The sequence below is a fragment of the Pantoea sp. KPR_PJ genome (genome assembly GCF_041386365.1).
GTDB lineage: Bacteria > Pseudomonadota > Gammaproteobacteria > Enterobacterales > Enterobacteriaceae > Pantoea.
In genome coordinates this window covers 105,562-127,096 of record NZ_JABMIK010000010.1, presented here as the reverse complement: position 1 = coordinate 127,096, position 21,535 = coordinate 105,562, and the positions used below count along the sequence as shown (strand labels likewise).

Annotated in this window: 14 protein-coding genes; 5 read left to right on the top strand and 9 right to left on the bottom strand. The window is 49.9% G+C overall.

Annotated elements, in window-relative coordinates:
• Positions 1-2 precede the first annotated feature (2 nt).
• Together HP564_RS18300 and HP564_RS18295 are read left to right on the top strand one after the other, a co-directional pair.
• Entirely contained in the window at positions 3-2,180 is a 2,178-nt protein-coding gene (locus HP564_RS18300; RefSeq protein ID WP_371245260.1) for a peptidase domain-containing ABC transporter, read from the top strand.
• On the top strand, positions 2,173-2,607 hold the full coding sequence (locus HP564_RS18295; RefSeq protein ID WP_371245259.1) for a DcrB-related protein: 435 nt from the start codon (positions 2,173-2,175) through the stop codon (positions 2,605-2,607). The genes HP564_RS18300 and HP564_RS18295 overlap by 8 nt, the downstream gene beginning before the upstream one ends.
• A 442-nt stretch (positions 2,608-3,049) precedes the next feature.
• Here the strand turns inward: HP564_RS18295 and HP564_RS18290 are convergent, their stop codons facing one another.
• Both HP564_RS18290 and HP564_RS18285 read right to left on the bottom strand, forming a co-directional pair.
• Positions 3,050-3,520 (bottom strand): FidL-like protein, encoded by a 471-nt coding sequence (locus HP564_RS18290; RefSeq protein ID WP_371245258.1) that lies wholly within the window; start codon positions 3,518-3,520, stop codon positions 3,050-3,052.
• Between the two features lie 20 nt (positions 3,521-3,540).
• The gene (locus tag HP564_RS18285; protein ID WP_371245257.1) at positions 3,541-4,377 is read right to left on the bottom strand and encodes a transcriptional regulator; all 837 of its coding nucleotides are present in this window, start codon (positions 4,375-4,377) and stop codon (positions 3,541-3,543) included.
• A 1,383-nt stretch (positions 4,378-5,760) separates the two neighbouring features.
• Between HP564_RS18285 and HP564_RS18280 the strand changes: the two genes are divergently transcribed.
• The 3 genes from HP564_RS18280 to HP564_RS18270 all read left to right on the top strand — a co-directional run bounded on the left by HP564_RS18280 (position 5,761) and on the right by HP564_RS18270 (position 9,663).
• Positions 5,761-6,963 carry an AAA family ATPase gene (locus HP564_RS18280; RefSeq protein ID WP_371245256.1) on the top strand — a complete coding sequence of 401 codons (1,203 nt, stop codon included), beginning with the start codon at positions 5,761-5,763 and terminating at the stop codon, positions 6,961-6,963.
• Positions 6,960-7,931 (top strand): ParB/RepB/Spo0J family partition protein, encoded by a 972-nt coding sequence (locus tag HP564_RS18275; protein WP_371245255.1) that lies wholly within the window; start codon positions 6,960-6,962, stop codon positions 7,929-7,931. The genes HP564_RS18280 and HP564_RS18275 overlap by 4 nt, the downstream gene beginning before the upstream one ends.
• 691 nt (positions 7,932-8,622) lie before the next feature.
• Positions 8,623-9,663, top strand: coding sequence for a RepB family plasmid replication initiator protein (locus tag HP564_RS18270; RefSeq protein WP_371245254.1), 1,041 nt, complete (start codon positions 8,623-8,625; stop codon positions 9,661-9,663).
• Positions 9,664-10,404: 741 nt separating this feature from the next.
• Here HP564_RS18270 and HP564_RS18265 read toward each other — a convergent pair.
• The 7 genes from HP564_RS18265 to oxlT all read right to left on the bottom strand — a co-directional run bounded on the left by HP564_RS18265 (position 10,405) and on the right by oxlT (position 21,407).
• The gene (locus HP564_RS18265; RefSeq protein ID WP_371245253.1) at positions 10,405-12,273 is read right to left on the bottom strand and encodes a sigma 54-interacting transcriptional regulator; all 1,869 of its coding nucleotides are present in this window, start codon (positions 12,271-12,273) and stop codon (positions 10,405-10,407) included.
• Between the two features lie 138 nt (positions 12,274-12,411).
• Positions 12,412-13,575 carry a metallo-dependent hydrolase gene (locus tag HP564_RS18260; protein WP_371245252.1) on the bottom strand — a complete coding sequence of 388 codons (1,164 nt, stop codon included), beginning with the start codon at positions 13,573-13,575 and terminating at the stop codon, positions 12,412-12,414.
• Between the two features lie 15 nt (positions 13,576-13,590).
• On the bottom strand, positions 13,591-14,985 hold the full coding sequence (locus HP564_RS18255; RefSeq protein WP_371245251.1) for a DASS family sodium-coupled anion symporter: 1,395 nt from the start codon (positions 14,983-14,985) through the stop codon (positions 13,591-13,593).
• Between the two features lie 70 nt (positions 14,986-15,055).
• On the bottom strand, positions 15,056-15,754 hold the full coding sequence (locus HP564_RS18250; protein WP_371245250.1) for an RraA family protein: 699 nt from the start codon (positions 15,752-15,754) through the stop codon (positions 15,056-15,058).
• A 10-nt stretch (positions 15,755-15,764) separates the two neighbouring features.
• The gene (locus HP564_RS18245; RefSeq protein WP_371245249.1) at positions 15,765-16,718 is read right to left on the bottom strand and encodes a hydroxyacid dehydrogenase; all 954 of its coding nucleotides are present in this window, start codon (positions 16,716-16,718) and stop codon (positions 15,765-15,767) included.
• A gap of 1,931 nt (positions 16,719-18,649) precedes the next feature.
• Positions 18,650-19,681 (bottom strand): tyrosine-type recombinase/integrase, encoded by a 1,032-nt coding sequence (locus HP564_RS18240; protein ID WP_371245277.1) that lies wholly within the window; start codon positions 19,679-19,681, stop codon positions 18,650-18,652.
• Between the two features lie 466 nt (positions 19,682-20,147).
• Positions 20,148-21,407 (bottom strand): oxalate/formate MFS antiporter, encoded by a 1,260-nt coding sequence (oxlT, locus tag HP564_RS18235; protein WP_371245248.1) that lies wholly within the window; start codon positions 21,405-21,407, stop codon positions 20,148-20,150.
• Positions 21,408-21,535 lie beyond the last annotated feature (128 nt).

Genomic DNA, 21,535 nt, shown 5'->3' with positions numbered 1-21,535 from the left:
CTGTGTCATTAAATGAGAAACTGAATTTTCACTGGTTTAACCGCTTACCTGTTATTCGTCAGTCGCAGTCGACTGAGTGTGGACTGGCCTGCCTGGGCATGATTGCTAATTATTACGGGCATGAGATTGACATGATCACCTTGCGTCGTCGGTTTGCGACGTCGCTCAAAGGTGCCACCCTGGCCGACGTTATCTCCATCGCACAACAGCTCAACATGAGCTCACGTGCCCTGCGAGTGGATCTGGAAGAACTGTCCAAATTGCGCATGCCCTGCATCCTGCACTGGGAGCTGAACCACTTTGTGGTGTTAAAACGCGTTCGCGGCAATAAGATTGTACTGCACGATCCAGCGCGAGGAATTCGCGAGCTGACCTTGAAAGAGGCCTCAACCGCCTTTACCGGCGTGGCGCTGGAATTATTGCCTACTGCCACGTTCGAAGAAAAAGAAGAGAAAGCCAGTATCTCAATGAGAAAACTGGTGGGCAGCGTGACCGGCGCGAAATCCGCTTTTGTGCAGGTGCTGATTTTGTCCGTGGCGCTGGAGCTGTTTGGTGTTCTTGGCCCGTTTTTTATGCAGTGGGTGATGGATATGGTGCTGGTCTCCGCGGACTATTCTCTGCTGAGCCTGCTCGGGGTCGGCTTTATTCTCATTGCCCTGTTTCAGAATATGGTGACGGCACTACGCTCATGGGTAATGAGCTGGTTCTCCAGCCAGCTAAGCGTGCAATGGACCATTAATGTCTGTCATCACATGCTAAAGCTGCCGCTTGAATGGTTCGAATCACGCCACGTCGGCGATATTCTTTCACGCTATGGCTCGCTGAATACCATCCAGAGCACGCTCACTACCCGCTTTATCAGTACGGTTCTGGATGGCGTGATGTCTGTTGTCACCGTGGTCATGCTGTTTATCTATAACGCTAAGCTGGCCTGGCTGGTTATTGGCCTCTTCGTTGCCTATGCCCTGCTCCGTTTTCTCGCCTACGATCCTGTCCGTCGGGCTAACGAGGAGCAGATTATCAGTTCGGCGCGTACGCAGTCCTCCCTGCTGGAAACGCTGCGTGGTATCCAGGCTGTTAAAACCAATAACAAGCAGATGCCTCGTCTCGCCGCCTATATGAACTTTATGGTGGACAGCACCAATAAAGGCATTGTTATCCAGAAACTTAACATCCTGTTTGGTTCGGCACAGGGAGTACTGACGTCAGTGGGTCGTGTAGTGCTGGTCTGGCTGGCGGCGCTTCAGGTACTGGATGGCAACTTCTCAGCGGGCATGCTGACCGCTTTTATCAGCTTCTCCGATCAGTTTATGAGCCGCGGCGCGGGACTGATTAACGCCGTTATTGATTTTCGCATGTTGCGTATGCATGGCGAGCGTCTGGCCGATATCGTCTTGTCTGAAACGGAACCCTGCACGGATGCCAGCCCGGTGCTGACGCAGCAAAAAGATGAAGCGCAACAGGGGCAGGACATTGCCCTGAACAATATTTACTTCCGCTACGCCCCCGCCGAGCCCTGGGTTATTGAAGGCGTGAACCTGGAGATAAAAGCGGGTGAAAGTATTGCGATTGTTGGACCATCCGGTCAGGGAAAAACGACGCTGGCGAAGATTATTCTGGGGCTACTGCACCCGGAGGAAGGCACAATTACCGTGGGCGGTATGGATATTGCCCAGACGGGTTTCGAGCATCACCGCAATCGTATTGGCTGTGTGATGCAGGACGACATCCTGTTCTCTGGCTCAATCAGTGAAAACATCAGCTTCTTTGATAACGAACCCGATAACGACAAAATCACCCGCGCCGCACGTCTGGCACAGATTCATGGCGATATCATGAAGATGCCGATGAATTACCAGAGTCTGGTCGGCGACATGGGATCCTTTCTTTCTGGCGGACAGCTGCAACGTATCTTGCTGGCACGCGCGCTCTATCGCGAGCCTCAGATTCTGGTGCTTGATGAAGCAACCAGCCATCTCGATATTTATAACGAAGCGCAAATTAATAACGCCATTAAGCGTATGAATATCACGCGGATCATTATTGCCCACCGTCCCGAAACCATCCGGAGTGCGGACAGAATCGTTGTGCTGCACAACGGTAAGCTTACAGAAACCACGGCTGAGCAACTCTTTGCTCGTGCTGAAAACAGTCAAAATATGGAGATCGTTCATGGATAAAAATATCTGTTGCTTCAGCGAAGGCATGATCACCCTGCCCGATGGCTATAGTGAACGGACGCTGAATACCCTCGCTGATAAGCGTGGCATTTTACCGCCTGTTACTTTGTCTCGTGACTCTTTGGGCAATCATAATAATGCCGAAGAATATATAAACAGCCAGCTCAGCATCCTGCAAAAACAGATGAAAGACTGGAATCAGGCTCCCTTTGAACTGGTGATGTTAGGCGAAAATCTGACGACCGGCGTGATGATTAGTTATGATTTTGAGCGTCCTGATACGCTTCGCGTGTACCAGAAACAGGCTATTTTTACCCTGGATATGGAAAATCTGATGATCTTCTCCTTGTCTAAAGCCTCTCCCTTTACCCGTGAAGATGAGCAGCGCTTCGCTGATATTTTAAAAAGTTTTCGTCAGCATGCCTGAATAAGTGCTCCCCCGGCCGCGGCCGGGGGAGCAGCCGAAGCCGGGTTCGCCTGAACAATCGGTGGTAGACGTCTGCCATAACGGTGGCGTCCTCCTCTCTCACCCTCCCGGGATCCCGAAGCGAACTTATGCCCTCGTCTCTACGCAAGAACGGCTCACGCGCCTCCGTTTTGTCCCCTCACCCGCGATAGCATGCTCCTTACTGGCATTCTCCTGACGCTGACGTGTGTATGCAGAGCGCACGTTGCCGGCCCGCATGGTCCGACGGCAGCATTCAGGGTAACGACGCTTGAGACACGTGACATCAGATCAGCAGCGAGAGCGGCAACCTGATTCCTCCCTGATCAGGGCAGGATTGCTGGCGGGTTCACGGTAACAGCCTGAAGGTTACGCAGGAGGGGAAAACCGTTCTTGCCAGTAGCGCAAGAACGGAAGCGAATTTTTAATAGCGCTGGCAGGTAAACCAGAAAGAGAGGGGCCCACCAATCAGATAAGACTTCTGATCTACCTTAATCACATTAAGCTGTAAAAAAGAGGCATCGAGGGTTAGCTCAGCCAGAAGCGTATCGAAGACCGTATCAGGGGTATTGTCCGTTGAGGACTTTACGACCTTATCGATGCGATAGCGCCAGGTATCGTAATCAGTTTTATCTCCGCTGGTCAGCTCAATCGTACGGTTGAGGACGGTAACATTATTGCCGTCTGTTACCTGGCCGTTCAGAAGTAAATATCCTGTATTTTTTTCGATCAGGCGCAAGTCCTGACTTACTGCAAACTCTTTTGGCTCTGCATTAGTGCGGCTGAGATCGTAACGGGTGAAGGTGGAACAGCGAAACGGGTAGGTTTGTGCGTAACGGGTAAAGTAGTCGGCGCCGATAGCTGCCAGGATCAGCACCACTAAAAGGGCAGCCAACGAGAGGACCGTGCTACGTCTCAATTCATCCTCCAGTCAAGATAATAGAAATTGCTGCAGGAAATGACGTGTCCACTGCTGTTTGTCTTGCAGGATGACAGAATGGTGCGGCCATAATTCTGGGTAGTAAAGGCAGTATTGCGGTCAAAATAAATCCGTGTGTCCGCGTCACATAACTGATGGTTTTCCTGGAGCATTTGCAGGATCTGCTTTTCCAGCATTGCTTTTTCGCTGTTGTCTATGCCCTGCATAATAACAGCCTGGCATCCTCCTTTGAGGAGTAAAGTGGCTGGCGTGAAATCTTCATTTCGTTGATGAATGTTCACATAGCTCCATCCGGTTACGCCCAGCAGGATAACAAACAAAAGCGCAAGAAGAAGCCAGTGCGCGGGCCCTGCTGGTGGGGCGGAGGCATCGGATGTTATCCCGCTGATCTCTTCTCTGGCAATGGGGCTGACATGACGCGCCTCTGTGTCCGCATCCTTTCGCAGACGGGTCTCGGATTCAGCAATGATCAACGGCGTGACGCGTTCACGCTCAACCGGGACAGCGGTATTCAGCCTGATGCCCATTTTTGGCACCGTGATGATCAGATTCTCACAGCCAAATCCGGCCAGCGCTCGTCTGAGCATACTCAGATACTGGTTGAGATTACTGTTGGATCCGCGTAAGCCATATTTATCCCACACCTCCGTCAGCAATGTGTCCCGCGACAAGATTTCACCGTGTGAATCCAGAAGGCGTTCCAGAAGGCGACCTGATGAAATACTGAGGCTGAGTGTTTCCTGAGTCGGTATGTGACTCAGAGTAGAGTCCTCTGAGTTATAAACAATAATTCCGTCGATTGTATAAACCATTCAGAAATCACTAAGTTGACCGGGATGATTCACATCAGTTCTGTGATCAGGCATCAGAAACCGGGCTGCAGACTGGAGCAACTGACACACCACAGCGTGATTGCCTCGCGAGTCGCTTCGCCTTGTGAAACAGAATCATAGCACAGTCAGTGATTTTAGGCGGGGAGCCGGCATCCAGACAGATGTCTTTCGAAACCGGCAAGCATAGAGCGGTGTCAGAAGTCGCAGACAGGGAGTCTGGCATCCTTTTACCTTGCTGATGACTTAACGAGGTTGACGTTGATAGCCGCATCCGCGGGTGATGTACGCCTTGAAAACCAGGATGACTCAATGTGAAAACGAGATTTTCCACCATAGAAAAAACGGTCTAACTTGATGATACGCCGTTGTTTTTTGCAAATTTTCAGCCTGAAAATCACCATGAAGTCTTGCGCTTCACTGAAGCTATGCAAGGAAAACACTTTCCGCCAGCTATATTTTAACGACTTTCCTTCATGCGCGTTCTGATTATATCGCGAGGACTGGCAGGCCAGGCGTTCCTTATTCTCGCGCAGAGCTTGCCATCAGAGCCCTGAGGGCTTATTCCGCAGGTCAGGCCTTTAGCCGGGCGTAGTGAGCAGACCTGAACATCACGCTTTCAGATCAATATACAGAGCATGTTCTGTTCAGATAATCATTATAGTCTGGGTCATACCCTGTGGTTAGCGCTTCTGTTTTTATTCTGGTAAAAATGTTTTCTGTGAGCAGCCGAAACAGGTAAACAGACGGGTTTTTGCACGCGCAACATAAATGACATGCCTGGGAATTTTCCTTTGTTTTACCGGTGGAAAAATTTACAGGCATACCTTCAGGTCGTTGACAGATGGGTTAAACCGTGAGTCAGCAAAGCCTGCCAAAATAAGAGTATTACATTCTTTGTCTGTACCCTGAAGGTCAATAAACCAGCAATATGCGTCGACCTGCCTGATTATGAAGTAAAATACCGCCAGAAAAAATAACAATTAAGATACTGTAAAATAAGGGTAAAATGAAAATTTTCATCCTGAAAATCACCATATTATCTGTCAGATAATGTGTTCGCTACCTTCGGTAGCCCGTCAGCATATTTTTAATAAGATCAATAAAATAAACATAAAGCATTGAAAAGGGGTGAATGAGCAGGTTATATAAGCAGCAAGTGCCTTAATAAAAAACAGCCCACAAGGTTAATAAATAACCTATTTTTAACCAGAAACACATATCTATATGATATAACGAACAAATTACCGCTCGCCTCTTTTCCTCGTTTTTACACAAAATCCCAGTTTTATGGGTTTCACCCAAAAAACTGGCAGACAGCATCTTTTTTGGTACAATCCTGAAAAAATCAACTGCGAGGGATGTATGAAGCGGGATTATGGTGATGTATTTGAAATAGCCAATCGTGCCAACGGCATGCTGCATGGGCTCAGCAATCATATTGAGCAGCAGCGACAGGAATTTAATCAAAAAGGTTACTATCAGACTTTTTCACGCAATGCCGTAGCGAATCTGCCTTTACTCAGCAAACATGCCGTTGTTGCTGCTATCAACGAAATGGAAGCCAAAGGCTATGAGTTCGGAAAGAGACAGACGGGCAGTACCTCTCAGTACGCTCTGAGTATTCAGAATGTTGTTGATATCTATCAGCACCGTAAAGTGCCTAAATACCGGGATAAACATAAAAGCCCTTTTGTGATTTTTGTGGTGAATCTGAAAGGGGGCGTGTCAAAAACGGTCACTACCGTCACGCTGGCACACGGCATGCGCGCCCATCCTGCGATGCTGCACAATGATTTGCGCATTCTGGTTATCGATCTCGATCCTCAGGCATCAAGCACCATGTTCCTCAGCCACACCAACAGCATAGGCTCAGTGCTGGAAACGGCGGCCCAGGCGATGCTGAACGATCTTGATACCGAACAACTGCGCGAACAGTTTGTGAAGCCCACCGTTATGCCCGGCGTGGATGTGATGCCAGCATCCATTGACGATGGCTTCGTGGCCAGTGACTGGGAAGCGCTGATCGCCGAGCATCTTCCTGGCGTCGCGCCATCAGAAGTGTTGCGTCGTAACGTCATTGATCGACTGGCGGATGATTATGATTTCATCTTTATCGACACCGGCCCGCACCTTGATGCCTTTATGCTCAATGCGATTGCTGCCAGCGACGTGTTGCTGACGCCGACGCCTCCGGCACAGGTCGATTTTCATTCAACGCTCAAATATCTGACGCGCCTGCCTGAAATGCTCGAACGCATAGAAAATGAGGGTATAGAGCCGCGCCTTAAGGCCAACATCGGCTTTATGTCCAAGATGACCAGTAAGCATGACCATCTGACCTCACAAAGCTTTGCACGGGAAGTCTTTACCAAATCTATGCTGGACGCCGTTTTGCCGCGTCTGGATGGTTTTGAGCGCTGTGGAGAGTCTTTTGACACGGTAATCAGCGCTAATCCTCACTCTTATCCGGGCAGTGCCGACGCATTGCGAAAGGCAAAGCAGGAAGCCGAACAGTTTTCACGTGCCGTGTTTGACCGTATTGAATACATCAGGAGCTTACCGTGAGTAAACCGCTACAGAAGATTGGCCGCAGCATGGGTCAGTCGCAGATGGCTAATTTTATCAACAGTAATAACCAGTCACGTGTATTTACCCTTAAATCCGGTAAAACCGCGACCTTCAGCCGTCAGTTTATTCCCAGCGGAGAGATTGAGGCGAAAACTTTTGTTGATGCGCAAATCAATGGCCGCGATCAGTCTGCGCTGACCGAGGAGTCGGTCAGAGATATTACCCGTACCATTTCACTCCAGCAGTTTTTTCCGGCAATTGGTCGAACGGTTGGCGATCGCATTGAAATTATGGATGGCTCACGTCGGCGCGCCGCTTGTCTGTTCGCCGGGGCAGGGCTGGAAATTCTGGTTACCGATGAGTCCATTGATATCAGCGACGCCCGTCAACTGGCTGCTGATATTCAGACTGCAAAAGAACATAACCTGCGAGAACTCGGTCAGCGCTTTATGCTGATGCAGGAGCAGGGCATGAACAAAAGTGAAATTGCCAGAGCGGAAGGGATCTCTAATGCCAAAGTCACGCGAGCCTTTCAGGCAGCATCGGTGCCTTCAGAAATTATCGACGTTTTCCCCGTGGTATCTGAGCTGACACTTCCTGATTATCAGCTGTTGCTGGATGTGGCAGACGAAGCGAAAGCGGAAGGCGTCTCCGTTGCGTTTATTGTCGATCAGGTCAGACAGCGCATTCAGCAAGATACGGCCGTTTCAACCCTGAATGCAGATGAACAGAAAAACCGTATTCTCTCTTTTTTCAGTGCAGCTAAAAAGCAGCTGACCAGACCGGTTAAAAACAAACAGATCGTGACGGAGAAGTTTGGTCAGTTTGCCGATCGTACTGCTTATGCTAAGCGAAAAACGCATGCGGAAAAAAGGCATGTGCAGTATGAGTTCCATCGTCTTTCTGCGGCGATGCTGGATGAAATTGATGCTGCCATCAAAGCAGTGATCGACAAAGCCGGTTAACTGTCTTCAGCCACTTGCGTTCTCATCTCCGTCCGGGAGCTGTGCTGATGTTGAGTTATACCCACTGCCGCGTTTGTTTCTCTTCGCGGCAGGCTGGCTTTATCGGCAGGGTAGCAACATTTTTTCCCCGTTATACACAGGAAAGATCCAATTATTCGATCCTTATATGATCCTATAAAGATCAAAGAAGATCCCCGATCGCTCGCAGCCCTTGGTACGTCTGGCCTCAGAGGGTGTTCATAACCGCTATAGCGAGCAGAATAACCGCTGTGGAGAGTAGATCAACCGATGAGGAGAGCAGATTAACCGATGAAAACAGCGTGAGTTAACCGCTATAGCGAGCAGGCGGGCCAGAGAGCGGTGAACAATTCTCAGGCTGTGGATAACTGCATAGATCCAGGATCGCCGTGTTAACCGTTCGCTTTGCTGTCAAAACAGTGAGCTGAACCTGTTTTCTTGCTCACATATGCAGCGACGCCCTGTCAAAGCTGAGCGCGGATCCTTTGCTGGTGCAATATTTATGCGTCCACTCGTCAAGACGTGCTGTTTTCGGCATCAGTGAAGGAAAAGCTAACCGCTATAGCGAGTAATTAACCTACACCATCCGTAGAATAACCACTGTAGTGAGTGCTAGTATCCGATGAGATGAGTACACGCCGACGCCATTCAGTATCAAAACCGGGTTTTGAACATGACGGATAAAGAGCAAGAAAACAGCCTTATTGAAGCTGCCTTTGCGGAAACGGATAAGCGCACAGGGCAGGTGGTGAACCTGACGCCAAACAATAATAATACGGTGCAGCCTGTTGCTTTGATGAGGCTTGGGCTCTTTGTGCCCACGCTCAAGTCTACCGGACATCGAAAAAACAATGCCATCTCATCCATGGACGTGACTAACGAACTGAAGCAGCTGTCCATCGTGAAGTCTGAGGGGTATGAAAATATCAAGATCACCGGTGCGCGGCTTGATATGGACAACGATTTTAAAACCTGGGTAGGTATTATTCATGCTTTTGCCAAGCATAAAGTACTCGACAGCAAAGTAACGTTGCCTTTCGTGGATTTTGTGAAGCTTTGCGGTATTCCCTCTGCACGATCCTCACAAAAGCTTCGCGACCGTCTTGAGGCTTCTCTGGCGCGTATTGCTACCAACACACTGCAGTTCAGCAACAGGGAAGGGGAGTTGTATGTCACTCACCTGGTCCAGTCGGCGAAATACAGTGTGAAAACGGATACGGTTGAAATTCAGGCCGATCCCAAAATTTTTGAACTTTATCAGTTTGATAAGAAGGTGCTTCTGCAGCTACGAGCCATCAATGAGCTGGCACGAAAAGAGTCTGCCCAGGCGCTTTATACTTACATTGAGAGTTTGCCTTCCGATCCTGCGCCTATCTCCATGGCGCGCCTGCGTGCCAGGCTAAACCTGACTTCGCGACCCATCACGCAAAATGCTACGGTTCGCCGTGCAATGGAGCAGCTAAAAAATATTGGTTATCTGGAGTACACCGAGGTTACGCGTGGCAAAGTGGTTTATTTCATCATTCATAACCGAAACCCCAAACTGAAACCGGCGTCGCTGCCGTTCAGCCTGGGTGATGAAATCGATTTAGATTTGGCGCTTGATGAGGTGGATGATGTTTCTGACAGCACCAGCCAGCCTGGTGAAATGGTGATGCTCTCTAAAGCTGAGCTGAAACTTCTGGAGAAAATCCGTAAAGCCCGTGGCAAGTGAGCATGACTCAGCCATCGTAGCGGATATCATCAGGCGGTTTCTTTAACACTACTCGCCATAGTGGTTACTGTGTTCTGCCCGCTGTACTTTTCTGTTAACCACTGTAGCGAGCAATATCCCTCTTTCTCTCTGTCTCTGTTCACATAGCGGTGACAAAGCCTGTTAAGCACAGCAGATTCGATGCCTGATGTATTTCAACCCTGCTAACCACTATAGCGAGTGAATTACTCGCTATAGTGGTTACTATTCGGGAACCCTTGTTACCCACCTTGATCTTACTGGCTTGAGTCACTCCTCAGAGCGTTAACATTTATCGATAACCACTATAGCGAGCAACATTGCTCGCTATAGTGGTTATCGAGGTAGCTGGCTATCGGAAAGAGGCGAGGGCGAAGTGATACGTGGTTCAGAAACCGCGCAAAGACAGACAACCGCTATAGAGAGTCATTATTTTGCTCTCTATAGTGGATACTCTATTCAGGACGATTAACACGCTCAGGTTCCGGCAGCAGTGATGACAACGTTGAGCTTCCCGTGCATGCTGGCAGGGGCAGATAAAGTGAACCGATGTACTAACCGCTATAGCGAGTAGCTTCTCCCTATAGTGGTTAACAGAGAGTCTCGTCTGGGGATGAGGTCACAAAAACTACGCCATTCTCTTCTGAGGAGAGCGAGAGTGGGCAGGCTGAGCGCGCCCGCAGTAAAAGGGGACCAGAGAGCCGCTCAGGGGCCGGGCTGGCCTTACATCCCATACCGCTTCATTTTGCGCCACAGGGTTGTAGGACTGATACCAAGGATCCTGGCTGCTCTGACACGATCGCCATCATACTGCTTTAACACTGAAGCAATCAGCTTTTGTTCCTGCTTCTTCAGTAAATGACTCTCGCCCTCCAGGGAGGTCATGGCTTTTTCCGGGCCGCTGGCCTCAGGAAAGAGGCCGCACAGAGACTGTAACACGGCGACATTCACCCTGGTGACGTTATGCACAATCAGGCGGGAAACGGTCGCCTGTAATTCCCGGAGATTACCTGGCCACAGGTAACGGTTGAGAAAATCTACCGCCTCATCTGTGAAATTCAGCGCCTTCGCCTGCCTGGCCAGCAGAGATTCGATAATCAGCATCGCGTCTCCCTCACGGTCTTTCAGCGCAGGCAGGCGTAATTCAAGCACATTGATCCGATACCAGAGATCTTGCCGAAATTCACCCGCTGCCACCCGTTCGCTCAAATCCTTATTGCTGGCGGTGAGAAGGCGAAAGTCGGCGTTGATTAATGTCTCTCCTCCTACACGGCTGAAGGTTTTTTCCTGCAAGATACGCAATAGCTTGATTTGCACGGAAAGCGGCGCTTCACTGATTTCGTCGATAAATACCGTGCCGTTCATTGCCATCTCAAACACGCCTGGCTTACCACCGCGACGCGCATTGGTAAAAGCCCCGTCGGCATAGCCGAACAGCTCGCTTTCCAGAAGTGTTTCCGGAATCGCGGCACAGTTGACAGCAACAAACGGACCGGCGCTGCGCGAACTGGCATGGTGGATGCTCTGGGCAAATAACTCTTTGCCGGTACCGGTTTCTCCCACGATGTTTACCGGCAGATCATGGGCAGCATATATTCTGGCCTGGTCGATGACGCTCTTTATTTGCGGCGAGCAGCCAATAATGTCGTCAAAAGAGTAGGTGGTCGTAAAACCTTTGTGATCACCCTTGCGAACACTGCGGGAAAGTGGCCAGCTGACCTGCCCGGGCCGCGTGCCGGTAAGGATGGTGTAAAAACCGAGCTTGCTGGAGAAATGCTTTACCGCCAGATGCACCGTCTCACCCTCAATTTCCAGCACGTGTTCCTTAACGTCCCTTTCATTAATGATGTAATCGAAAATTTCCTTGAACGCGTCTTTCTGAAAGATTTTCTCTCCAGCCTGACAATGAAACAGCGCGATCCCACGGGCATTGATGCTGATGATCTCGCCTGACTGATCGAGACAAATTACGCCTTCGCGCGACTGGTTAAGCGCTGAGCAGCACATCGCCAGCTTTATCTCTTCGTTACGGATGTATTTCAGCAGGCTGGTGGCGAGATCAAGTGCCTGTTCAACAGAGAGGTTATCAGTATCGCCCATCACGACTTGCAGGTTGTACTTCTTCGCGATCTCAGCGACAGTCAGGCCGCCGATAACCAGTTGATACTCCTTATCCGCCAGATTTTTTATGACGTTCTCAATGTCATAGTGGTTATAAACCTGGCAAATTTTAAACTCATCCTGAGTCATATTTTGATAGTGGCGAAGGAGCTTGCAAAACTGCGGAAAGCCCACCGCGGCGATCTTCTGCGACTGCTTACGCGCTTCCTGTAAAATGCGATACACGCCATGCAGGTCATGAGCAATTTCTATCACTGGAATGTTCAGATTGTTGCGAAGCAACGCCGCCGTTCCGCCCCGGCTGATAATGATCTTTGTTCCGTGCTGGATGAGCTGCTGGGCTTTTTTTACAACGTCAAAGTAGTGATATTCATAAACCGGGATATCGATTTTCCGTTCGATTAATACGTTGGAAATACGCTGAGTAATCGTTTTTGATACCGAGAAAATGGCGATTTCATCGTTTTTCATAGTTCATCCGTGATGATCGGTTGAGGCAGAAAACAGCATAGCGCGACGGTCAGCGCGCCACAGCGTGCTGGCTGGCAAAATGAAAAAGCCTGCGCATCATCAGGACGCAGGCTAAAAAGGATATCTCTTAACGACGGCTCAAAACCGCTGGCGCCGATAGACGATTTGTCCATTGCTGAGAGTGGCGCAGTTATCGATATAGCGGTCGCCTTCCAGCAACGTTCCCTGGGTATCTGCAAAAACGATCTTTTCTTTACGCACCTTCACGATAGCAATGTCGGCTAGCGCTCCGGCTGCGAGGGTGCCCGTCTGACCCTGCATTCTCATCAGGCGGGCAGGTGTGTCAGTCACCGCCCGAACCACATCGAAAAACGACATGCCCATGTTCAGATACTTCGACATAATAAACAGCAGGCTGAAAACCTTGTCCGTGCGCAGACTGTTACGCAGCGTCAGGTCAGTACTGATAATATCGGGATTAAATCCCTGTTCCATGGCGCGACGGGCCACGTTGAAATCGAAGTGCGCCACGCCATTGGAGCAATCAAAGATCACGCCGCGCGCCTTCGCCTCTTTAATAGCCGGGAACAGGTCGCCCTTCTCGTTCAGAATGGCGTTGCCGGTGCCGTGGAAACAGTGCGCGAAAATATCATCGGTCTGGAAGTGGCTAATCAGTTCATCGGCTGTCAGGCGCGAATCGGTGACGTGAACACATAGTGTGGTCTTTAGCGCGCGGGCCAGCCTGACGGTGGCATAAAAAGGATCGCCGGAGAAATGGCGTCCGCTGGCAATATCCTGGCTGTAACGCAGTTTCAACCCAAGAATATTGTCGCGGTTGTCCTCCAGCGTCTGGCTTATTTTCTCCACGTTAAAGTTGCCCGGATTCGTGTTTTCCAGGTAGCCCGTTGGCCCGCCGCCCAGTGTGGAAAGTCCGACGTTGACCACATTAAGATAGCTTTTAATACGTGTCTGAGCCGTGTTGATAACGCTGTTGCGGAACAGTTTGTAATTGACCCAGCCGCTGCTGCCGGCATCCACGATGCTGGTCACTCCGTTTGGCAGGCAGAGGATGTCAGGGTTGACGCTGATGGCCGTGCCGCCGTAAAAAACATGGGCATGGAAATCAATCAGCCCCGGCAAAACAATGCAGCCTGCTGCATCAATAACTGTTTCAGCCTTCACGTCCGCCAGGGTCTGCACATCAACAATGCGGTTACCCACGACGCCGATGTGTCGATCCACATAGCTTGCGCTCTCAAGATCAGCGACCTGGCCATTTTTAATCAGAATATCCAGTTTCATAGTGCTTTTTCCCTGTTACAGACCGATGATTTTCCAGTAGGGGATCCCAATCACGAAGTAAACCAACACGTTAACCAGAACCATAATAGAACCCAGTAGCCAGAAGGTTTTTTGCGGAACATACCCGCTGGAGAAGGTAAATACGCCGGCCCCGTTGCCGTAGTGGGTCAACAGCGCGCCATAACCTGCAGAGAAAGCCAGTGACAGCGCGATATATACTGGACTGGCCTGGGTTGTCATTCCCAGGGTAAAGAGCACCGGATAGAAGGAGACGACAAAGGCGCTGTTGGAGACAAAGAAGTAGCGAACCACCAAACTAATAAACACCAGCACGCCGAGCGCACTGATCTCGTTCAGCTGCGACAGGTCAAGATAGTTTTTAATGACTTCAACCAGATAGACGTAGAAACCGCCTCTGGAAAGAGCGACCGCGCAGCCGTAAAATGCGCCATACCAGACAAACGTCTGCCAGGCCGATTTTTCGCCCACGACATCCTCCCAGCTCAGCACGCCAGAGAGCAACAGGCAGGCAAGAAAGGCGAGGCCAACCGGTATAAATTTGATACCGGTGAGGGAGCCGGTCATCCAGCCAAGCACACCCAGCACAAAAAAGACAATCAGCAGTTTCTCTTCGCGCTTCATCGGGCCAAGTTCACGCAATCCGCTGCTGGCAATATCGTTGACGTTGGTGATGGTTTTCAGCTCGGGCGCGTAAAGTTTATAAAGGAGCCACGGTGCGACTAACAGCACCAGCCCGGCAGGCAGGACAGCAGCTTTAAACCATACCAGCCATTCAAGATTGACCTGCATGATCTCGTTGGCCAGCGAGACAGTAATCGAGTTAGTGGCCATACCGGTCAGGAACAGGCTTGAGGTACCCATAGATACCACATACATCAGGATAGTGAGCCAGGCACCGATTTTACGGCTGTTATGTTCCGGTGTGGATCCCAGCGCCTCAGCAATATTACGAAAGATAGGGTAGGTGATGCCGCCGGAGCGCGACATATTTGACCCGGTGGCGGGAGCCAGTACGGTATCGGTCACCATCATCAGATAGCCCAGGGTCAGCGTGTTTTTTCCGTAGCGCTTCAGCAACAGATAGGCGATACGTTTACCCAGACCGGTAATAACAAAGGCTTTGCAAATAATAAAGGCGCTGATAATAAACCAGACCATGGGACTCCCGAATCCTGCAAACAGCGGAGCAGGATCGATAACCAGCGCGGCGAACCCTAAAATAATGAGCATAATAACCGCGTCGGTGAAGGGGCGCAGTATCAGCCCACAAAGCATGGCAAGATAGATCCCGACTATATGCCAGGTCTGTGCCGTTATTGCTGTCGGATGAGGCATAAGCCAGAACAGCACAGGGAAAAAAAGGATAGGCAAGAGTTTTAGATAAAGCATGTGTACATACCTGTATTGTGCAACTGCGCGCCGATCCGCCGGGCGCGCAGGCTTCCATTATGGATGTTCGTTAGCGGTAGAGATCGTCAATAAACTCAACACCTTTTTCATCCAGTGATTTTCTGACCCATGCGCGGTTAGCGGTGCCATTTTTCGCGGCGGCCACTTTTGCGGCATCAAATCGGGAGTATTCCTGGGCTTTATCGAGCAGGGTGGCCGCATCGCTCAGAGGCACCACGATGACGCCGTCAGCGTCGCCAACGATCAGATCGCCCGGACAGACCGCCACGCCGCCAACCGCAATCGGCGAATTAACTTCGCCGGGACCTTCTTTAAACGGGCCAGCCGGATTTGAGCCGGTCGCAAAGACCGGAAAGTTCATCTGTGAAATAGCCTCGATGTCACGAATCGGCCCATCCAGCACAATCCCGGCGATTTTTTTGCAGTAGCAGGCGTAGGTCATCATGATCTCGCCCATCAATGCGCGGGAACGATCGCCTTCATTTGAGACCACGATGACATCGTTTTCCGTTGCCATATCCAGGGCGGCATGCAGCATAAGGTTGTCACCTGCACGCGCCTTCACCGTCAGGGCATAGCCCGCCATGATCGGTTTCTGCGGTGAGGAGAGAAGCCTGATGCCGTTGCCAAGAACAGCAATACGGTTCATGGTATCGGCGATATTGGCAGAGGGGAGCTGTTGATACGCTTTGAGCAACGTAATATCGAAAGGGGGACGTCGGGTAAAAACACGATTTCCAGTAGACATGATGTTCTCCTTAAAAACCCGGTACCGGCCAGGACGCTTTTTTTCCGGACAAGACTTCGTCAACGCCAATGGCTGAGTGCAGCGAGGCACGATCGGTGGCTTCTTTCGTCGCAGCACCGATATGCGGACCAATGACAATATTGCTGAGGGCAAAAAGGGGATCGGCGGGATCAAATGGCTCTGTTTTCAAAACGTCGACACCTGCCCCGGCGATGGCATGGGTCGAGAGAGCGTGGTAAAGGGCATTCTCATCGACCAGCTTGCCGCGTGCGGTATTGATGAAGTAAGCAGTGGGTTTCATCATTGAAAATTGCTGTTCACCAACAAAGTCATGGGTTTCGGCTGTAGCAGGACAGTGCAGTGAGACAAAATCGCTCTCTCTGAATATCTGAGCAACGTCGTCAATTAACCTTACTCCTTCAGGTACCTGTTCCTGAGATTTATAAGGGTCAAAGGCAATAACTTTCATATTGAAGCCGTGCAGCGCTTTGATCGCTACGCGAGAACCAATATTGCCAACGCCAATCAGGCCGAGGGTTTTACCGTCCAGCTCGACTTTTGGCGTGCGCAGTTTTGCCCAGTAATAATCTTCAAGCATCTTCTCCTGGACCAGCCTGAAATGACGAGAACAATGCAGCATGTAAAAAATTGCCAGCTCAGCAACTGACATACTGTTGGCTAGAGGGGCATTGAGTACGGTGACGCCATGACGTTTTGCAGATGCCAGATCGACAGTGTCATAACCTGCACCGTGACGCGCCACCACCTTTAACTTTTTGGCCGCGTTAAATACGCGATCGGACATCACAGAGAGCCGAACAATAATCCCGTCGCAGTCGGGAATATCGCGAATAATATCCTCTTCTTCCATACCGGAACCGGTAATTAACTCATAACCGCGACTTTCAAGATATTCTCGTCCTTCCTGCATGATCTCTTGTGGAAGTAAAATTTTGTACGTCATTTAACTTTCTCCAGCATTGTTTTTTTATACAGAGAGCAATTGCTGTGCCAGGACGGGATTAAAAAACGCATTAAGTTATTCATGTCCATGAAATGAAAGTGTTTTTTATTTTGCTGGTCAGCGGTGTTGAGTGATGTATGTGGCAATAATTGCAGAGAGTTATTCAGGCTCTTTTGCAGATTTAACGATGTGAAATTCATTTTGAAACGGACGATAATCTCAATATCACTTATGCGCCGATCACTGGTTGAATTGTATTTGTTAATGTGGCTGGGTGCTTATTTAAGGGTGGGGTATCATGTTAATGACATGTTAGCCTCACGTGTTGTAAACGATTATTCATCAGTATAAAACTAAAATTTGATACTTTTGGTAACAGATAACCAAACCTGCTCGTTCAGCAATTTTGTCAGTACAGACCAGCTGTTGCGCATGGTGAGTAATGAAAGGGAATGCTGTTCAGATAACAGTAGACAGCATCGCTTTACATGACCTGGGTGGGAAATACTCCTCAACAGAACGATGGCCGTTACTTTGATTTATAAGCAACAGACTTACTTTTTAAGTCGGTAAAACCGTTACTGAACGGAAAATAAGGGACAATAAAAAATCATGAGGCTTCTGCATAGCCTGTCTGGTTCAAAAGGGCAGGGGGCTGTATCAAAACCGGTACTCCAGTGCGTTGAAAACAGGTCGGAACGTTTTAAAAGCGCTTTCTTCCCATCTGACCTTTTACTTACGTCTTTTTTCGCTCTCCATAAACCTTAACCGGAACTCTCCTGTATTATCGCTTTCAGAGTGGATGTCGTAAAACCACGACATCCTGTTCTTTCCGTTTCGCACTTAACTTAATGATAAACGGTGGGCTCAGGAAGGATTAAATCAGTCAGAAAGAAACTCCGCGCCCACGCCGCAGCCAGGCGGGTTGAAAATGCGGTCTGACGGCAAGGCTGTCTGGCCGTGTTGCGGCAGGCAGTGACGCGACCAGAACCGCTATCAATACCATCCTGACCCGGAAACGCTTTTTCCGCTCAGCCGCTTTTCTGATGAAAAACCTGTACCCGGAGATCTGTACATAAAAGTGATGGTCGCGCTGTTAAACAGAACCGGCAGACTTATGCCTCTCACTAAACATGCTTTCAATGCACTCGCATACTGCGTTGGCATTACCCTTTGCGTAAGACAAGCACCTTGTTATTGATTGCAATAAACACTGCATTATGGCCATGATACCCACTATAAACGCTTTGTTTAGTTACAGCATGCCTAGTAAGCATTCTTATTTTCCTGCTTCGGAAACGCCGTGCCCGTTAGTGAGAGGAACTGTGCGACCGACAGGCTGCGTGCACGCTTTACCAGTTTTACGTGCAAACCTCAGACATGCGCCTGGAATGACCTTCTGGAGAGGCCGCCCGCCGGCCGAAGGCCGGAAAACTGGTTTATCAGCAGAAATGAATGCTGTAACTATTTGGTTCGCTGTCTGTAACCGGTCTCCGCGGGCGGCGTAAAAAGCCTGACATAGTGCCAGACCTGAATATTACTGACCGGCAGTCGTGGCGAATCTCCTCCTCTTACGCTACAGCGAACATCGCCACCGAGAAATGCAGCTATCATCAGCGAGGCAGATAAGAGCAGAGGAAGTCCTGATGGGCTATATGCCCCCGTACTCGCACAGAGTGGAAAAGAGAAAAGGATGAGGCTGACAGCAATTTACTCCGAACCATTTCAGAAAAAGCGGGTCAAAGGGCGAAAACAGGTTCATACAGCCATGACATAAATGCATAACGGGCAGCTTAACCTCTAACCTGATGTATTTGCGTTGCTATTTCTTCCCGGTTTCGGCGAGTCCGCCGCTTAAATGAGGGCTTCGCCGCGTCTTTTCCCTGAGTTTCACACAGGCTGTCCACTTTTTCTGTGGATAACTCTGTCGCCTACTCTTCGTTATTTTCCATAAAATCAACCATTGCCCCTTTGTGCGCCTCAACATAGCGGATATAGCGCATTAGCGTCTCGGGTTTCTTCCAGGTGCCTTCCTGCATAATCTGCGGGACGGAGTAGCCTTTACGCGCCAGATCCTGCGCGGCGCCGACGCGCGCGCTGTGACCGCTCCAGCGGCGATAGCGATTCTTATTCGGTTTTGCCGGGCTGCCGGGGCCAGCCGCCTCCCATGCACGGGTGAAGATGCTTTTCAGCGCTGGCGTACTCATCGGTTGATCGGTCGTCACTTTCACTTTTCCCGAGCGGTGAACAGGAGAAAAAAGAAAGGCATCGGGCTCATTGATTAACCCGGAGGCAACCAGCCACTGCGTTAAAATCTCGGAGGATCGCGAGCCCAGCGCCTTTACCAGACTCCCGGTATCCAGAATGGTTTTTGTCCACGATCCCTCAAGGATAATTCGACCATCTTCCGCCCGCATGACGTCCCCTACGCGAAAACGCGCCACCTCGCTGATACGCATCAGCGTGCTGTAAGCCACGTGAAGAAAGGCGAGATCGCGCAGATTACGCAGGCTCGGCTGTTGTGCCCAGTCAGCCTCAACCCTCTGTAAATCACTGAGACGAAAAGGCACCGCCTGGCCAGTGCGCTCGCCCGCTACCACGGCCACGCGATTAATTTTCCTGACTGCTCGGGATACCAGCGGCGAGGTCGACGGCGGGATAAGACCTGCGTTACGGTGTAACATCGCAATCAGCGACTGATGTGTACCAATAGTGGAAGAAGCGCGTCCCAGCGAGTGTAAATAGCTAAGATAGTCACGCAGATCTTCAGGTGACATAGGCAGTAATCTGCGGTTGTTTGCCGAAGCCCACCGATGACAGACGCGCATCACGCTCATCAGCTGTCGCCAGGTATTAGGCGCAAAAGCCTCTTTGTCCTGGACAAATTCACGCAGATGCTGCGCAAGATCGTCGTCCGACTGAGAAAGCGGCATCAGCGCATGTGAGGGGATGATTTCATCCATCATGATGGAACGTCTCCGTGAAATAGCAGGTGAGTGCGCTACGTAAAATCTGATAAAAAAGCAGGGGAAGAACCCGACAGATTTCGCGTAGCGTTGTCATTTTTACCGGTCTGTCGACCCTTTATTGATACCCGGCCATCATTTTTTTTCTTCAGATGCGACACCCTCGAATCATACTCGCTCTCCTGATCGATGTCTCAGAGTTTGTATAAGTCTTATTATATGAAGTTAGCCGATCATGCCGCTTCAGGCGGGAAAAGCGAGGCGCAGAAGCGTCAGAATGATAGCGGCAGGGGTCGCGTCTTTAACAAGAGCGTTGGCCGGCGGTCGCATCTGAAAAAATCGACACCTGCCAGATGAATAAAACCCAGGGAGAGTGAATTTTATTAGACTGAAGACAGAAAATACGAATGAAATAAAGAAAGCAGACTCAACAATATTTATTAAGCCTGCCTGAAAAGAGCGGCTATACCGCAGATAAAAAACGAGCCCGCCAGGGTTTTAATACAAAAACAGCCAGTAAAGCACAGGCAATATCGAGCGTAATAGCACTGCCGAATACCATGCTCCAGCTATGAGAATGCTGATAAAGTAATGCTGCCACCGGCCCACCCAGCACCGAGCCTATGCCCTGAGAAATATAGAGCCAGCCATAATTTGCTGTCGCGAAACGCGTACCAAACGTATCCGTGAGCGTCGCGGGAAACAGTGAGAATATCTCGCCCCAGCCAAAAAAAACCAGACCGGAAAGCAGCACGAATAATACAGGATCGCTCTTGCACAGCAGCCACAATGTCATGGCAATGCCCTCCAGTCCAAACGCGAAAAACATCATTTTCTCTCTGCCAATGCGGTCGGAAATATACCCACAGACAGGCCGCGTCAGGCCATTCATAAATCGATCTATTGTCATGGCTAACGGCAGGGCAGCCATACCGAGAATCGTCACGGACGTCATGCCAAAATCTTCTGCAAATATTGCCATCTGCGAGGTGACCATCAGTCCAGATGTCGACATCATGGTCATCATGATAAACATCAGCCAGAAGAGAGGCTGTCGCAGCATCTGTTTTGGGCTAAAGCTTTTTGTTTCCCTCACTGCTTGCTGTTCAGCATGCACCGCTACGCCCTGTTTAGGCATACGCAGCCCCTGGCTGGCAATAAACCCGACAGTCGCCATCATGATGCCAAACTGCCAGAAAGTCTTTTCCAGGCCTGATGATGCCAGTGATGCGGTGACGGGAAAGGTCGTGAGAATGGCTCCCATTCCGTAACCTGCTGCCACCATACCTGTTGCAAAACCTCTTTTTTCCGGAAACCAGCGAACCATTAATCCGACCACGCCGATATACACAATCCCGGTGCCCAGTCCGCCAATCACACCATAATAAAGATAGAGCTCAAAAAGAGAATCAAGGCGCGAAACCAGCATCCAGCTTATTCCCGCCATAAGCGTACCGATAGTAATCAGCAAACGCGGACCGAAGCGATCAACTAATTTTCCCTGTAGCGGTGAAAAAAAGGTTTGAAGTATAATTAAGAGCGAAAAGGTAATCTGAATTTCTGACAGAGGCGCGTGTAATTTCTCCATTAATGGCCGGGTAAAAAGCGCCCAGACATATTGTGGGCTGGATATGGCTATCATACACATCAAACCCAGAAACAGCTGAGTCCATTTCTTTATATGCTGAGAAACCTCGACTTCGTTTAATACTGAACTTGTCATTATACTGCTCCGGTTTTAACACGACGCTTTCTTTTAAGCATTTACCGTGCCATCTATAACCGAAGCGTTAATAGCACTATTCTCGGGTTGTTTACCTCTCTTTCTGCCAGATGATTGCCCTACAATGT